15 protein-coding genes are annotated in these 13668 nt (G+C 71.4%); 7 read left to right on the top strand and 8 right to left on the bottom strand.

Annotation, left to right across the window (positions count from 1 at the left end):
• Nucleotides 1–102: 102 nt before the first annotated feature.
• Nucleotides 103–381: a hypothetical protein gene (locus OG737_RS08235; RefSeq protein WP_405921361.1), complete on the bottom strand. Its 279-nt coding sequence runs from the start codon at nt 379–381 to the stop codon at nt 103–105.
• Between the two features lie 79 nt (nt 382–460).
• Between OG737_RS08235 and OG737_RS08230 the strand changes: the two genes are divergently transcribed.
• The 4 genes from OG737_RS08230 (at nt 461) to OG737_RS08215 (ending at nt 3312) form a co-directional block, all read left to right on the top strand.
• Nucleotides 461–1216 (top strand): GntR family transcriptional regulator, encoded by a 756-nt coding sequence (locus OG737_RS08230; protein WP_405921360.1) that lies wholly within the window; start codon nt 461–463, stop codon nt 1214–1216.
• 651 nt (nt 1217–1867) lie between these two features.
• Nucleotides 1868–2368 (top strand): hypothetical protein, encoded by a 501-nt coding sequence (locus tag OG737_RS08225; protein WP_405921359.1) that lies wholly within the window; start codon nt 1868–1870, stop codon nt 2366–2368.
• A gap of 38 nt (nt 2369–2406) precedes the next feature.
• On the top strand, nt 2407–3063 hold the full coding sequence (locus OG737_RS08220; RefSeq protein ID WP_328925482.1) for a TRADD-N-associated membrane domain-containing protein: 657 nt from the start codon (nt 2407–2409) through the stop codon (nt 3061–3063).
• A 15-nt stretch (nt 3064–3078) separates the two neighbouring features.
• Nucleotides 3079–3312 carry a DUF2277 domain-containing protein gene (locus OG737_RS08215; protein ID WP_328925481.1) on the top strand — a complete coding sequence of 78 codons (234 nt, stop codon included), beginning with the start codon at nt 3079–3081 and terminating at the stop codon, nt 3310–3312.
• A 34-nt stretch (nt 3313–3346) separates the two neighbouring features.
• On the opposite strand, the gene OG737_RS08210 is transcribed toward OG737_RS08215, so the two are convergent.
• The 4 genes from OG737_RS08210 to OG737_RS08195 all read right to left on the bottom strand — a co-directional run bounded on the left by OG737_RS08210 (nt 3347) and on the right by OG737_RS08195 (nt 7292).
• The gene (locus OG737_RS08210; protein ID WP_328925480.1) at nt 3347–3901 is read right to left on the bottom strand and encodes a hypothetical protein; all 555 of its coding nucleotides are present in this window, start codon (nt 3899–3901) and stop codon (nt 3347–3349) included.
• A 179-nt stretch (nt 3902–4080) separates the two neighbouring features.
• On the bottom strand, nt 4081–4713 hold the full coding sequence (locus OG737_RS08205; protein WP_328925479.1) for a VTT domain-containing protein: 633 nt from the start codon (nt 4711–4713) through the stop codon (nt 4081–4083).
• Nucleotides 4714–4844: 131 nt separating this feature from the next.
• Nucleotides 4845–6506 (bottom strand): alkaline phosphatase D family protein, encoded by a 1662-nt coding sequence (locus OG737_RS08200; RefSeq protein WP_405921358.1) that lies wholly within the window; start codon nt 6504–6506, stop codon nt 4845–4847.
• Nucleotides 6507–6647: 141 nt separating this feature from the next.
• A complete protein-coding gene (locus tag OG737_RS08195) occupies nt 6648–7292 on the bottom strand; it encodes an HNH endonuclease family protein (protein ID WP_328930259.1) in 645 nt (214 codons plus the stop codon).
• 578 nt (nt 7293–7870) lie between these two features.
• On the opposite strand from OG737_RS08195, the gene OG737_RS08190 reads away from it, so the two are divergent.
• Nucleotides 7871–8452, top strand: coding sequence for a TMEM165/GDT1 family protein (locus OG737_RS08190; RefSeq protein ID WP_328925477.1), 582 nt, complete (start codon nt 7871–7873; stop codon nt 8450–8452).
• A gap of 175 nt (nt 8453–8627) precedes the next feature.
• On the opposite strand, the gene OG737_RS08185 is transcribed toward OG737_RS08190, so the two are convergent.
• Together OG737_RS08185 and OG737_RS08180 are read right to left on the bottom strand one after the other, a co-directional pair.
• Nucleotides 8628–9311: an HAD-IA family hydrolase gene (locus OG737_RS08185; RefSeq protein WP_328925476.1), complete on the bottom strand. Its 684-nt coding sequence runs from the start codon at nt 9309–9311 to the stop codon at nt 8628–8630.
• Between the two features lie 151 nt (nt 9312–9462).
• Nucleotides 9463–10305: a peptidoglycan-binding protein gene (locus OG737_RS08180; RefSeq protein WP_405921357.1), complete on the bottom strand. Its 843-nt coding sequence runs from the start codon at nt 10303–10305 to the stop codon at nt 9463–9465.
• A gap of 224 nt (nt 10306–10529) precedes the next feature.
• Here OG737_RS08180 and OG737_RS08175 point away from each other — a divergent pair, with 224 nt between their 5' ends.
• Nucleotides 10530–12602 (top strand): MDR family MFS transporter, encoded by a 2073-nt coding sequence (locus tag OG737_RS08175; protein WP_328925474.1) that lies wholly within the window; start codon nt 10530–10532, stop codon nt 12600–12602.
• Between the two features lie 31 nt (nt 12603–12633).
• Here OG737_RS08175 and OG737_RS08170 read toward each other — a convergent pair whose 3' ends face one another.
• Nucleotides 12634–13164: a GNAT family N-acetyltransferase gene (locus OG737_RS08170; RefSeq protein WP_405679994.1), complete on the bottom strand. Its 531-nt coding sequence runs from the start codon at nt 13162–13164 to the stop codon at nt 12634–12636.
• Between the two features lie 107 nt (nt 13165–13271).
• On the opposite strand from OG737_RS08170, the gene OG737_RS08165 reads away from it, so the two are divergent.
• Nucleotides 13272–13667: a nuclear transport factor 2 family protein gene (locus OG737_RS08165; protein ID WP_328925472.1), complete on the top strand. Its 396-nt coding sequence runs from the start codon at nt 13272–13274 to the stop codon at nt 13665–13667.
• The last annotated feature ends 1 nt before the right edge of the window (nt 13668 follow it).

Here is a 13668-nt window from a genome sequence, read left to right as displayed (position 1 = left end):
GTAGGTGGTCCTCGCGTGCGTGGCATATGAGAGTGAGGGGAGGTACAGCCCACTGGTGCGGGCGGTGGTGGGGCCCATACGGTTGTGCACGCTGATCAGCTCCTATCGCTGATGGCCAGGTCCCCGGACGTCGCCCGTCGCGGGGACCGCTTTGTGTACGGCGGCCCAAAGGGTGCGGCCGGTCAAGCTGCTGGCGAGAAGCCCGAATCGGTCGGCCTCCGCCACCACTTCCAGGACCTCCCGCCACGAATCGGCGGGCAGTGCTTCCGGCAGCTCCGCTTCGATCGACGTGTACGAGGCGTTCCGCTCCACACACGTGGTCAGCCCGAGGGCCGACAACCGGGCGGCGAGGTCCTCGGCCCTTGCTTCCGAAGCGGGCACAGGAGGGCCTCCGTTGCCGAATGGTCACGTTGAGTAAAGCTAGTTAACTAGATTAGAGCTAGTGGACTAGATTTTCTACATGCCTGAGCAGCCGCCTTATCTCCGCATCGCCGACGTACTGCGGCAGCGGATCGCGGAGCACGTGTGGACGGCCGGAGACCGGCTCCCCTCCCGCGCCCAGATCGCCGAGGAATGCGGCGTCGGCGAGAACGTGGTCCGACGGGCGCAGGAGCTGCTGATCTCCCAAGGCGTGCTGGAAGGTCGTGCGGGTTCGGGTACGTACGTCGCGGAGCCCCGTCAGCGCGTACGAGTGGTCCGTTCTTCGGCTCGCGAGCAGCCGGGCGGCTCTCCCTTCCGCGCGGACATGCAGGCCTTGGGCAGGCAGGGGAACTGGGAGAGCCGGACGGAGGCCAAGGTGCCCGCGCCGGCCGAGATCGCGACGCGTCTCGGTATCGCCGTAGGGGATCTCTGCGTACGCACGGTCTACGAGTTCCTCGCCGACGGCCGGCCGGTGCAGCTGTCGACGAGTTGGGAGCCGTACGAGCTCACCGCCGGCACGCTCGTCGTCCTCCCCGAGGGTGGGCCGCACGCCGGGGCGGGCGTCGTCAACCGCATGGCCGAGATCGGAATCACGGTCAGCCACGCGGTAGAGCAGCCGGAGCCGCGGCAGGCGAGTACCGAGGAGGCGTCGCTCCTGGGGATCCAGAAGGCGGCCCTGGTGACCCACATCCGGCGGACGTACTACAGCGACCAGGGGCAGCCCGTGGAGACGGCGGACATCGTGGTGCCTGTCGCGCTGTGCGAGATCGTGTACGAGGTCCCGATCAGTCGCTAGCACGGCGTGCAGTCGAAGCCTGCATCGCTCTGGATCTCCTCGGGGAACCGATCAGTCGAGGGTAGACGGCTGACCTGCTGAAACGCGCGATGCGCCCAGGCCCTCCGTAGACGTGTGCTGGCTGTGCTTCTGTCCGCGCTATCTGCGCCTCCTGGATGGCTGTGAATGGCGAGACCATCCCGGGGTCCGGTAGTCGCTGCAAGCAAGTGGAGGTCAGGTGACGCAGCCCAGGTGCGGGGCACCGACGGCCAAGGGGGGTCGGTGTACCAAGCCCGCGATCATGAACAGTTCTCGGTGTCAGTTACACCAGGGAGGCTGGTCGAGCTACGGAGTGGCGCAGCGGAAGAAGAAGGAAGCCGAAGCGAAGATGAAGAAGCTTCGGAAGAAGAAGTGACCTGGTCGGTGGCTGGCCGCTGACATCCGTAGCTGACATCAACGTGCGTGCACGCTGACAGTGCCGAGCAGTCGAGTAGAGGCGTTGTGGCCTGGGTCGTGAGGGTGCTGGGTGGGGGCCGGGCGAGCTTACAAAGCAGATGTCGGCGGTTCGAAACCGTCCGCGCCCACCAGTCAAAAGGCCCCTCGCCGATCACGGCGGGGGGTCTTTCGCATCCCATGCTGCCTGGGCACTGATCCGTGTCTCCGATGTCAGCGATGCGCAGCAGTGACGGTGAGGGCGGCAGAGGTCGTACTCGGCGGGCCGGGGGCGTTGTGCGGCGGGCGGTGGTCGCGCTGTTGGTGGCCGGTGCTGCCGTCGCCTGCGGGCCCGCCGGGGGTGAGGGGCCGGCGGTGTCCGCGCCGCCGACCCTCCCCTCGGTCTCGGCGGTGCCGACTAACGCCTCCCCGAGCCCGACTCCGCCGCCGTCTCCGTCCCTCGCTCCGTCACCTTCTCCGACCGCGGTCCCGAGCCCGTCGGACACCCCCGACCAGAAGGCACCCAGCACCGCCCCGGCGCCCAAGCGCACGACCAAGGCTCCGACGAGTCCGCCGGCCGAGCCCGCGGACCCCGCGTGCGAGATCGTCTCCAACGCGGGGAACTGCTACAACGCGGGCCAGTTCTGCCGCAAGGCCGACCTCGGCCGGTCCACGCACGCGGGCAACGGCCGCCTGATCTACTGCCGCCAGGACGGCAGCCAACCGCGCTGGGGCTACTAGGTCTTGGCCGGACGATCGGGCCGTGGGATCGTCGGGGGATGGGCGAGTGGCTCGCGTGGGGTGGGGTGGCCGTGGCGGTGGCCGCGGTCCTGGTGGTGATGCTGGAGCGGGCGGTCGGGGCGGGCTTCGAGCGCAAGCGGGACGAGGAGCGGGCACGGTTGCTCGCGCACGTCGCCGAACCGGTGGCCGAGCCCGGTGGTGAAGCCGTCGGCGGGCCGGGACACCCGAAGTTCGACGACGTCGGCGGCATCCGGCCGCACCCACCGGCACAACTCGGCGACCGCCGCGACGACTTCACACCCATCCTCGTGGAGTACTACGCCTACGGGCTGACCCAGGCGCGGAGCAGCTTCGCGACCAGCCAGCGGTTCGCCGGGGTCGGAGCGGCGATCCTCCTCTGCGGGGTGGCGCTGGCCGTCTGGAAGGCCGAAGGCGGCGGGGAGCTGTACCTCGGGGTCGTGACCAGCTCGGTCGGCCTGGTCACGACCCTGGTCGGGCAGCTCTTCCACCGGCGGGCCGACATCGCGCTCAGGCACATGGCCGACCAGACCGCCTCGCTGCGCGACGACCGGCGGGCCGCCGAGACGACCCAGCAGGCCATAGGGCTGCTGGACGAGGTCACGGACCCGGAACTCAGGGGCCGGCTCCAAGCCGGATTGATCATGAAATTGTCCGGGGCGGAGCTGCCTCGCTAGCGGGATAGTAGGAGTATGTGCCGTTCCATTAAGACCCTGCGCCCGCCCGCGATCCCCGAGAAGGCCACCGAGGAGGAGATCCGCTCCGCCGCGCTGCAGTACGTACGCAAGGTGTCCGGGTTCCGGGTCCCCGCCGCGCACAACCGAGAGGTGTTCGAGGCGTCCGTGGACGCCGTCGCAGAGGCCACCCGGCTGCTCCTCGACGGTCTGCAGGTACGGGGCCAGGCCACCGCAACCGCCACCGCCTGACCCGGGGACCTACGGCCTCCCGCGACGCGGGAGGTCAGGCGGCCGCGCGGCGCCGCACCACCCACACCCCGGCGCCGAGCGCGCCCATGACGAGGGCGCCGCCCATGGCGATCTGACCCGGGCTCACCGAGTCGATGCTGCCGCCCGTCCCGCCGCGCGCGCCCCCCGGGGCGACAGCCAGCGAGACGGTGACGCGCTCACCGCCCGGACCGCCGCACTCGAAGGTGACGCGGTGCGTGCCCTGACCGGCATTGTTGTAGACGGTGGCGTTGCCGAAGAGGTTGTTCGCATCCACACTGCCGGCGGTCAGGCGTGCCTCGCCGAAGGCGCTGGAGGTGACCCGGGCGGTCTGGGTGCCGCAGCCCGCGATGTTGAGGGAGACCCGGCCACCCGGTGCGACCGTGGTGGGGGAGACGGAGGCGGTGGGGGCGGCGTAGGCGAGTGAGGCGGGAGTGGCGGCGGCGATGGCGAGCGACGCGGCCGCGACGGCCAGCAGCCGGCGCGGCGCGGCGGACCGCCGGGCGGGCGGTCGCGCGAGCGGTCGGGCGAGAGGGGAGACGGGTGGCGTGACAGGCGGCTTGGCGGGCATGGAGAGAACTCCTCGGGCTCCTCGAAACGGCGCGGCCAGGGCACGGATGTGACGCGGATTCGGTTGCGCACCGTGCTGTGGACGCTAGGAGCCCGGGCCGGGCACGGCGATCGGGGCCGGGTGAACGGGTGAGCCACTGCTCCATCAGAGGGAGCACGCCGCCGCAGGACCGGACCGGCTCACGCTGCCGGCGCCGCCGTCGGCGAGGCCGGGCGGCGGACGAGGAAGGCGGCCACCGCGCCCGCGGCGAACAGGGCGACGACGGAGACGGCCGTCCCCAGCCACTGGGTACCGAGCCACTGGGTACCGAAGTAGCCCAGCGACACGCTGTAGCCCGCCCAGGCCATGCCCGCCAGGACCGACCAGGGCAGGAACTCCGCCACCTTGCGGTGCGTCTTGCCCGCTCCCAGGGACACCACCGAGCGCCCGGCCGGCGCGAAACGGGCGATCACCACCAGGGCGCCGCCGCCCCGGGCCAGAGCCGTACCGAGCCGCTCATGGGCCCGTGTCAGCCGACGGGAGCGGGCGATGGCCCGGTCCAGCCGGGCACCGCCGCGCCGGGCCAGCCGGTACGCGGCCATGTCCCCCAGCACCGAGGCGGTCGTGGCGATCACGAGCAGGGCCAGGATGTCCGGCACCTGCGCGGGCACGGCCACCGGCCCCGCCGCTCCGGCGGCCGCCGCGGCCGCCGCAGCGGTGATCACCAGAACCCCGCTCGGCAGCACCGGAAGGAACACGTCGAGCACGACGGACACCGCCACCACGGCGTAGATCCATGGGCTCGCGGTCAGCGACCCCAGAGTCTCAAACAAGGCGGGACTCCCCAGTCCGGTGGACGTGCAGCGGCATGAAGCGCCGCGACGTCGCGGGGGAGCGGCAGGAGCGGCTTGACAGCCATACAGCGTACGCCCGCGGTTCGCTCCCCGGATGCCCGGGGCAGCCCCTACTCCGCCGCGGTGAGCTCACGGTCCAGCACCTTCACCAACCGGGCGCCCGTACGGTTCTTGTGCGCCTGATCCAGCCGTACCCGAGCCGTCCGACCCGCCAACGCCAGCGTCATCAGCTGGTTCCCGAACCACGGCCCGCCCGTACGCCGCCAGCTGAGCGGCGGCCGCCCCGTCCGCCCGTGCCGGGAGAAGCCCCGCCCCAGCCACCGCCCCGTACGCGACCAGCCCAGCCGGAAGCCCAGCTTCACCACCGTGTGGATGGAGTTGTGCACCGGCGAGCACGTCAGTTGGAACACGCGAGCCGTGCTGGGTATGTGCGGCTCGGCCACATACGCGTGGTGCACGTCCCCCGACAGCACGCACACCGTCGCCGGCGCCCGCGGCCCCGTCCCGACCTCCTCGATGAGATCGGTCAGCGCCGCGAACGAGGCCGGGAACGCCGCCCAGTGCTCCAGATCGCTGCGACGGCGCAGATCCTCGCCTATGCGCGCCCACCGCGGCCCCCGCTCCCCTCGGCACATCGCGGCATTCCACGTCTCCGCATCGTGGATCAGATGCGGCATCAGCCACGGCAGGGAGGACCCGATCAGCAGATGGTCGTAACCTCCGTGCCCCGCGAGCGCGTTCTCCCGCAGCCAGCTCTGCTCCGCCGGGTCGAGCATCGCCCGTCCGTCCTCGGCCAGCACGCGCGCGCCCCGGGTGTCCACCATCAGCAGCCGGGTCCCGCCGAAGTCGCGCCGGTAGCTCCAACGCACCGAGGCCGGGTCGGCGTCCGCCGCGGACGCGAAGGAGCGCAGCAGATCCGTGCCGTCAGGGGCCTGCCGTATCGCCTTGTAGAGCCCGTCGGCCGCCAGTTCGGCGGGCGAGAGATTGCCCAGGTGCTGGTACACCCAGTACGACATCAGCCCGCTGAGCACCCGCTCCTGCCACCACGGCGTCGCTCGCATCTCCGACAGCCAGGCCGCGCTCGTGTTCCAGTCGTCGATGACGTCGTGGTCGTCGAATATGTGCAGGCTCGGCACGGTCGACAGCAGCCAGCGGATCTCCGGGTCGAGCCAGGACTCGTCATAGAGCCGGGTGTACTCCTCGTAGTCCGCGACCTGGGCGCCGGGCGCCTCCCGCAGATCCCGCCGGGCCGCGAGCCACTGCCGGGTCTCCTGGGACAGGGCGTCGGCATACACCTGGTCGCCGAGCAGCAGCAGGACGTCCGGCCGCACCGCCTCCGGGTCGGCGGCCAGCCGCGCCGCGAGGGCGTCGAGCGCGTCCGGACCGTGGGGGCCGTGCCGTCCGGCGGGCGGCGCGGCCTGCCGGCAGGAACCGAAGGTGATGCGCAGCCCGTCGGCCGCCGGCCGGCCGGAGCCGGCCACGGCCGGGGCGGTGATCGTGCTCGGCGGGAAGCCGCTGTCGGGTAGCGGCCACACGCGCACGCCGTCCAGCAGCACCTCGTACGCCGTCGCCGTCCCCGGGGTCAGGCCGGTCACCGGTACCAGCGCGTAGTGGTGCCCGGCGATCTGGAAGGTACGCACGCTGCCGCCCGCCCCGTCGGCGCACAACACCTCGGCCGTGCAGGGGCGGTCCGCCTCGACCCATATCGTGGCGGACCCGCCCGTGTCCCAGTCGACGTAGCGAAGCAGCGGCCCCAGACGCAGTCCGGCCATGGAACTCCCCCTCATCCGTAGCGCCTGTGATCACGGTACGACGGCGAGGGGGAGCCCCGCCTCCCCCTGGCGGGGGAGATGATCGGCCGACTTCGTCAGCAGCGGGACGGCGCTGGTCCCGGCGGCACTCCGGCGTCGGTCTCAGCAGCCGTTGAGGATGTTGACCAGGGCCGTCTTCTCGCCGGAGTCCATGCTCAGGCCCCAGTACTGCTTCACGTTGACCCACATGCGCGCGTACGTGCAGCGGTAGGCGGTCCGCGGCGGCAGCCACTTGCCGGGGTCGAGGTCGCCCTTGGCCTGGTTGACGTTGTCCGTGACCGCGATGAGCTGCGGGCGGGTGAGGTCGTTGGCGAACTGCTGGCGCTTGGACGTGGTCCAGGAGCTGGCGCCGGAGCGCCAGGCCTCGGCGAGCGGGACCACGTGGTCGATGTCGAGGTCGGAGGCGGCGGTCCAGGTGGCGCCGTCGTACTCGGAGTACCAGCTTCCGCTCACGGCGGCACAGGCGGAGTCCTGGACGACGTTCACGCCGTCCCGCTTGAGGACGGTCTCGCGGGTGTTGCAGGTGCCGGAGACGGTGCTCCAGTGCGGGAAGAGGCTCCGGCTGTAGCCGGCGGTGGATCCCTCGGCGCTCGGCGTCACGGTCGCCAGGTACGAGCGGGCGGCCGCGGCGCTGATGGGGGCCGGCGGGGCGGCCTGGGCGGTGGGGGCGTTGACGAGGGAGGTGAGGGAAGCGAGGGCGACCGCTGATGCGAACACGCCGATTCGACGCGCGTAGACGGCAGGTATGAGTGCCATGAGGGGCTCCCTGGATGCGGGGGGATGTGGGCCGTGCGGCCCCGGAGGGGCGCGGCCATGGTTGCGGCGCCAGGTTTCGCCGGGATGGGCGCCAGGTGACAGCGTGGCGACATGAGCACGTCACATCAAGTGCCGCAACACAGCCCACTCAAGCGGAAGTTGAGGCTCCGGTGGGGGGTGGAGGGTCCCGGCGGGGGTGGGTGAGGCGCTGGGGAGGCCGCCAGGGCGGGAGCGGGAGCGGGACCGAGGGTGGGGGCGAGAGCAGGACCAAGGTCTTATTCCGGGCGCGCGTCGGCGTCGCGTACCCTGATGGAGCAGAAGGGGAGTAGCTCTTCGCCGGACCGTCGACATACTGCTGGGTCACCCCAGCCGGCGCCCGGAGGCAGGCCGCGGACAGCGGTCGGCCAGCGAGACCTTCGGCCGCAGTGTCCTGTTCATGCACGGGTGCGTTCGTATTTTCGTACGCGCACGCGCAAGCCAGGGCGCCGCCGAGCCGAAGCGACCCCTGACACATTCCAGGTCTCTCGGTCCCGATGGCGTCCTGCCAGACCGATTGAGGTTTCACCCCTGTGTTCAGCTTCACCGTCACGGCGATCGCGTTCGGCGTCGTCTTCCTCGCCGAACTCCCCGACAAGACGGCCCTCGCCGGCCTGATGCTCGGCACCCGCTACCGCGCCTCGTACGTCTTCGCCGGCGTCGCCGCCGCCTTCGCCGTGCACGTATCCCTCGCCATCGCCGCGGGAAGCGTCCTCACGCTGCTCCCGCACCGGATCGTCCAGGCCGTCGTCGGCGTCCTCTTCCTCGCGGGCGCGGCCATGCTGCTCCTGAAGAAGGACGACGGGGAGGAGGAGGTCAAGCCGCCCGCGGACCAGTCCTTCTGGAAGGTCTCCGGCGCCGGATTCATGCTGATCCTGGTGGCGGAGTTCGGTGACCTGACCCAGATCATGACCGCCAACCTGGCTGCCCGGTACGACAACCCGGTGTCCGTCGGCATCGGCGCCGTGCTCGCCCTGTGGGCGGTCGCGGGCATCGGCATCCTGGGCGGGCGCACCCTGATGAAGTACGTGCCGCTGCGGCTGATCACCAAGGTCGCGGCGGCGGTGATGGGCGCGCTGGCCGTGTTCTCGCTGTACGAGGCGATCACGGGGTGACCGGGGCGCGCTCGTCGGCCACCTGGGCGAGAGGGGGCTGACGCCGGCGCCTGTGTGCGGGGTGGGGGCGGCCCCGGCCCCCCGGAGCCACCGCCCCGCGTCCCCGATGCCGACCAGCGGACATCCCGCCCCCGAAGCCCCCGCCCGCACGTGCTGTCCGGCGGAGCCTTGCCCCTTATGCCCCGGCTGTGATCCTCAGCTGGATCGAGCCGTCCGGGGTGGTCGTGATGTGGAGCGTGGTGAGGTCCGGGACGTGGGTCGTGGGGGTGTGGGCGGCTGCGCGGGGGCCCACGCCGATCACGCGCATGCCCGCCGCCCGGCCCGCGGCTATGCCCGCGGCCGAGTCCTCGAACACGATGCAGTCGGCCGGGTCCACGCCCAGCGCGGCGGCGCCCTTGAGGAAGCCCTCGGGGTCGGGCTTGCTGGCCTGGACGGACTCGGCCGTGACCCGTACCGCGGGCATCGGCAGGCCTGCGGCGGTCATCCGGGCCGTGGCGAGGCGCGCGTCGGCGGAGGTGACCAGGGCGTGCGGCAGGCCTTGGATCGCGGCCATGAACTCCGGGGCGCCCGCGACCGGGACCACGCCGTCGGTGTCGGCGGTCTCGCGGGCCAGCATCACGGCGTTCTCCGCGTGGTTGACCTCCATCGGGCGGTCAGGCAGCAGGACGGCCATGGTGGCGTAGCCCTGGCGGCCGTGGACCACCTTGAGGGCCTCCTCCGGGTCCAGCCCGTGGAACAGCGCCCAGTCGCGCCAGCAGCGCTCGACCACCGCGTCGGAATTGACGATGGTGCCGTCCATGTCCAGGAGCAGGGCCTTGGCGGTGAGGGCGACGGGCGCGGTGGTGGTGCTTGCCGGCATCGGCGGTGCTCCAGACGGGGCGGGAAAAGAGAACAAGTGGTTCCGCCCACCGGTCAGGGAGTGAAGGCGGAACCACTTTGTTCCTCCACGATACAAAAGAGGATGGGTCCGCGCCACCGGGCGTCGTGTGAGCCTCGTCCCTAACCCGTCCCTAACCCTCCAGCGCCTTGCGGGTCGCAGGGCCGTAGACGCCCCACTCCTCGTCGATGTTGTTCTCGTACTGGAAAGTCGACACGGCGTTCTCCACCCGCCAGTCGAACTTTCCGTTGAACTTGCCGCTGTACAGGCCACGTGCCGCCAGCAGCCGCTGCAGTTTCTCCACGTCCCCGCCCGAGTCCCCGTACCGCAGGGTCGGCGCCTTCGGGGGCGGCGACGGGCTGGGGGCGCGGGGCGGGGTCGGTGACGGGGTCGGGGAGGGGGGCGTCGACGAGCGGGACGCGCTCGGCGAGGGTGACGGCGACGCCGACTTGGAGGCGCTCGGCGACGGTGAGGCCGATGCTGAGGCCGAGGGGGACGGGCTGGTCGTCCGGGTGGCCTGGGTCGGGGACGGCTCGGCCGGGGCCAGGCTCGTCACGGGCGTCGAGGCCTTCGCGTCCAGCAGCGCCGTGTCGCTCCCGGCGGAGCTCGGCAGCACCCACAGTGCGACGGCGGTTCCACCGAGGGTGACCACCGCGGCGGATGCGATCAGGAGCGGCAGCAGGCGTCGGAAGGCCGGGCCGGTCCGCTTCTCCCGGCCCCCGCCCCCACCCCCTCCTCCGTCTCCGCCGGGTCTGGGCCCGGGGGCCGTGACCTGCCGGAGACGTGTCGTCTCGGCCGGGTCCGGCACGGGCACCGGGCCATCCGGCCATGGCTGGTGCGCCGGCGCCACGGGTATCCCGTACGCCGGGGTGTCGTCCTGCGGCGGCTGCGGCGGCTGCGGCGGCTGGACCACCATGCGCGCCACCGGCGGCGCGGGCACGTCGTCGTCGGGTTCGCGGGGGTCGGGCAACGTCACGTACGGGCGGATGCGCAGGGGGTCGAAACCCGCACCCGGCGCACACCGGCAGGCGGCACCGCGGGCACCGCAATCTGGACAGTGTTCACCGTTCACTGGAATCCCTCCCTGGGCACTGCCAGCGATTATGCAGACCCGCCGGGCACGCCCCAACCCCTGCCGAGAGGCCATAACCGGACACACCACGCAGGATGGAGATGTTGATCCGGCCTGAGGAGGTATCGATGGCTCAGGATGTGACCACGGAAGCCGGGGGACCCGGTCCGGGCCCGAAGAGCTCCGGACCCGCCGCCGAACACTCCTCCCGTGAGGTGCTCGTCTCCATCAGCGCCCTGCTCCTGGGCCTGCTGATCGCCGCACTCGACCAGACCATCGTGTCCACCGCCCTGCCGACCATCGTCAGCGAGCTCGGCGGCATGGCCCACCTGTCCTGGGTGGTCACCGCCTACATGCTCGCCTCCACCGCTGCCACACCCCTGTGGGGCAAACTCGGCGACCAGTACGGGCGCAAGAAGCTCTACCAGTACGCCATAGTCCTCTTCCTCATCGGCTCCGCCCTCTGCGGCCTCGCCCAGAACATGCCCCAACTGATCGGCTTCCGCGCCCTGCAGGGCCTCGGCGGCGGCGGACTCATCGTGCTGTCCATGGCGATCGTCGGCGACATCGTCCCGCCCCGCGAACGCGGCAAATACCAGGGCCTCTTCGGCGGCGTCTTCGGCGCGACCAGCGTGCTCGGCCCGCTTCTGGGCGGCCTGTTCGTCGACCAGCTGTCCTGGCGCTGGGTCTTCTACATCAACCTCCCCATCGGTCTCGTCGCGCTCGTCGTCATCGCCGCCGCGCTGCACATCCCGGCGCGTCCCTCGAAGCACACGATCGACTACCTCGGCACCTTCCTCATCGCCTCGGTCGCCACCTGTCTCGTGCTGGTCGCCTCGCTCGGCGGCACCACCTGGGCCTGGGGTTCGGCCCAGATCATCGGCCTCGCCGTCCTCGGCGTGATCCTGCTCGGCGCCTTCGTACTCGTGGAGCGCAAGGCCGCCGAACCCGTCCTGCCGCTGAAACTGTTCCGCATCCGCACCTTCACCCTCTGCTCGGTGATCAGCTTCATCGTCGGCTTCGCCATGTTCGGAGCGCTGGTCTACCTGCCGACCTTCCTCCAGGTCGTCCAGGGCGTCTCGCCGACCCTGTCCGGCGTCCACATGCTGCCGATGGTCCTCGGCATGCTGATCTCCTCCACCGCCTCCGGCCAGATCGTCAGCCGCACCGGCCGGTGGAAGGTCTTCCCCATCACCGGCACCGCCGTCACCGCCATCGGCCTGCTCCTCCTGCACCAGCTGCACCGCACCAGCTCCACCTGGGAGACGAGCCTCTACTTCTTCGTCTTCGGTACGGGACTCGGCCTGGTCATGCAGGTACTCGTCGTGGTGGTGCAGAACGCCGTCACCTACGCCGACCTCGGCGTCGCCACCTCCGGTGCCACCTTCTTCCGCTCCATCGGCGCCTCCTTCGGCGTCGCCATCTTCGGCACGATCTTCATCAACCGGCTCGACACCACGCTGGCCGCCTCACTCGCGGGCGTCACGCTGCCGCCCGGTGCGAGCGTCGGTGATCTGGAGGCCGACCCGCGGGCCATCGGCGCGCTCCCCTCCGATCTGCAGCCCCGCGTGCTCGACGCCTACGCCACCGCCATCACGGACGTCTTCCTCTACGCCGTGCCGGTCGTCCTCGTCGCCTTCGTGGTGGCCTGGTTCCTCAAGGAGGACAAGCTCCGCGCCTCGGTCACCGCGCCCGACGTGACCGAGACCCTCGCCTCCAACCCCGTCGAGCGCTCCTCCCGCGACGAGGTCGCCCGCGCGCTGTCGGTCCTCGGTACGAGGGAGGGCCGCCGGCACGTCTACGAGAAGATCACCGAGCAGGCGGGCTACGACCTGCTGCCCGCCACGAGCTGGCTGCTGCTGCGGATCAACAAGTACGGCTCCGCGGAGCCCGCGATGCTCGCCGACCGCACCATCGTGCCGTTGAAGGTCATCACGGACGCCGCCCGCCAGGCCGAGGAGCGCGGGCTCGCCGTACGGGACGGGCTGGCGCTGGTCCTGACCGGCAAGGGGCGGGAGGCGGCGGCCGAGCTCGCCGCCGCCCGGGAGGAGTCCCTCGCCGGACTGCTCGGTGACTGGTGGGGTCCGGACCGCCCGACCGACCTGGTCGAGCTGGTCCGCGAGATCAACGCCGAGCTCTGCGGATCCGATGCCGAGGAGCCCTACGACGCCGCTTCGCGCAGGGACCACGCCGCGCACTGACCGCCGCGGAGCGCCGCCCGGCCGGAGCCGGTCAGACCAGGCGCTTCTCGAACCAGTGCTGCGCATACGGGCCCGAGTTGTACGCGGGTATCTCCGCGTACCCGTGCCGCGCGTACAGTGCCCGGGCCTCCACCAGGTCCGAGCGGGTGTCCAGCCGGACCCGGTCGGCGCCCAGCGCGCGGGCCTCCGCCTCCAGGACTTCGAGCAGGGCCGCCCCACCGCCGGTACCGCGGGCGCGCCGGTCGACATACACCCTGGTGAGCTCGGCGGTGGCGGGGTCGAGCAGGCGTATCCCGCCGCAGGCCAGGGGCTCGCCGTCCAGCCGGCCGACCACGAACTGGCCCGTCGGCGGGACCAGGCCGTCATCCGGGAAGTCCAGGAGCCCCTGATCGATCTCGGCCTCGGTGACGGTCCGCTTCCAGTACCGGCCGGCGACCTCGGCGTAGTACGCGCGCCGCAGGACGGTGGCGTCGGCGGTGGTGAACGGCTCGGGGGCGACGGTCCAGGCGTGGGTGCGGGCGTGGGTGCGGGTGCCGGTGGTGTGAGCGCTGTGAGTGGTCATGGCGTCATTGTGGAGTTCGCCGCGGATCTCCCGCGTGGAATATCCACAGTGGCGGGCCGATGATAGGAAAAAGGGCAAACCGCGCATACCTGGAGGGTGTGAAACACATGTCCGAGCATCCAGACTGTGCCCTGGTCCGCCGCGGCTACGAGGCCTTCGGCAAGGGCGACATGGAGACGCTGAGCTCGCTGTTCACGGCCGACGTCATCCACCACGTGCCCGGCAGCAGCCCGATCTCCGGGCACCACAAGGGGCGGGAGAACGTCATCGACCTCTACCGCCGGCTCGGAGCGGAGACGAACGGCACCTTCCAGGTGCACCTGGAATCGGTGCTCGCGGACGGGCGGGGGCACGTGATGAGTTTCCACACGGCGCGCGGCGACCGCGGTGACCGCGGGATCGAGATCCGCGAAGGCCTCTTCTTCACCATCATCGGCAACAAGATCACCGACATCGACCAGTGCACCGCGGACATCGACGAGGAAGACGCCTTCTGGAGCTGAG

Origin of the sequence: Streptomyces sp. NBC_00122 (assembly GCF_045160845.1) — a bacterium.
Classification (GTDB): Bacteria; Actinomycetota; Actinomycetes; order Streptomycetales; family Streptomycetaceae; genus Streptomyces.
The sequence above is the reverse complement of the archived record's forward strand: the minus strand, read 5'-3'. Positions and strand labels throughout refer to the sequence as shown.

Coding starts and splice junctions, on each gene's coding strand:
- OG737_RS08210 (WP_328925480.1), bottom strand. CDS start 3,901: ATGCCCGCCAAGCCGCCTGTCACGCCACCCGTCTCCCCTCTCGCCCGA.
- OG737_RS08215 (WP_328925481.1), top strand. CDS start 3,079: ATGTGCCGTTCCATTAAGACCCTGCGCCCGCCCGCGATCCCCGAGAAG.
- OG737_RS08220 (WP_328925482.1), top strand. CDS start 2,407: ATGGGCGAGTGGCTCGCGTGGGGTGGGGTGGCCGTGGCGGTGGCCGCG.
- OG737_RS08170 (WP_405679994.1), bottom strand. CDS start 13,164: ATGACCACTCACAGCGCTCACACCACCGGCACCCGCACCCACGCCCGC.
- OG737_RS08230 (WP_405921360.1), top strand. CDS start 461: ATGCCTGAGCAGCCGCCTTATCTCCGCATCGCCGACGTACTGCGGCAG.
- OG737_RS08200 (WP_405921358.1), bottom strand. CDS start 6,506: ATGGCCGGACTGCGTCTGGGGCCGCTGCTTCGCTACGTCGACTGGGAC.
- OG737_RS08175 (WP_328925474.1), top strand. CDS start 10,530: ATGGCTCAGGATGTGACCACGGAAGCCGGGGGACCCGGTCCGGGCCCG.
- OG737_RS08225 (WP_405921359.1), top strand. CDS start 1,868: ATGCGCAGCAGTGACGGTGAGGGCGGCAGAGGTCGTACTCGGCGGGCC.
- OG737_RS08165 (WP_328925472.1), top strand. CDS start 13,272: ATGTCCGAGCATCCAGACTGTGCCCTGGTCCGCCGCGGCTACGAGGCC.
- OG737_RS08185 (WP_328925476.1), bottom strand. CDS start 9,311: ATGCCGGCAAGCACCACCACCGCGCCCGTCGCCCTCACCGCCAAGGCC.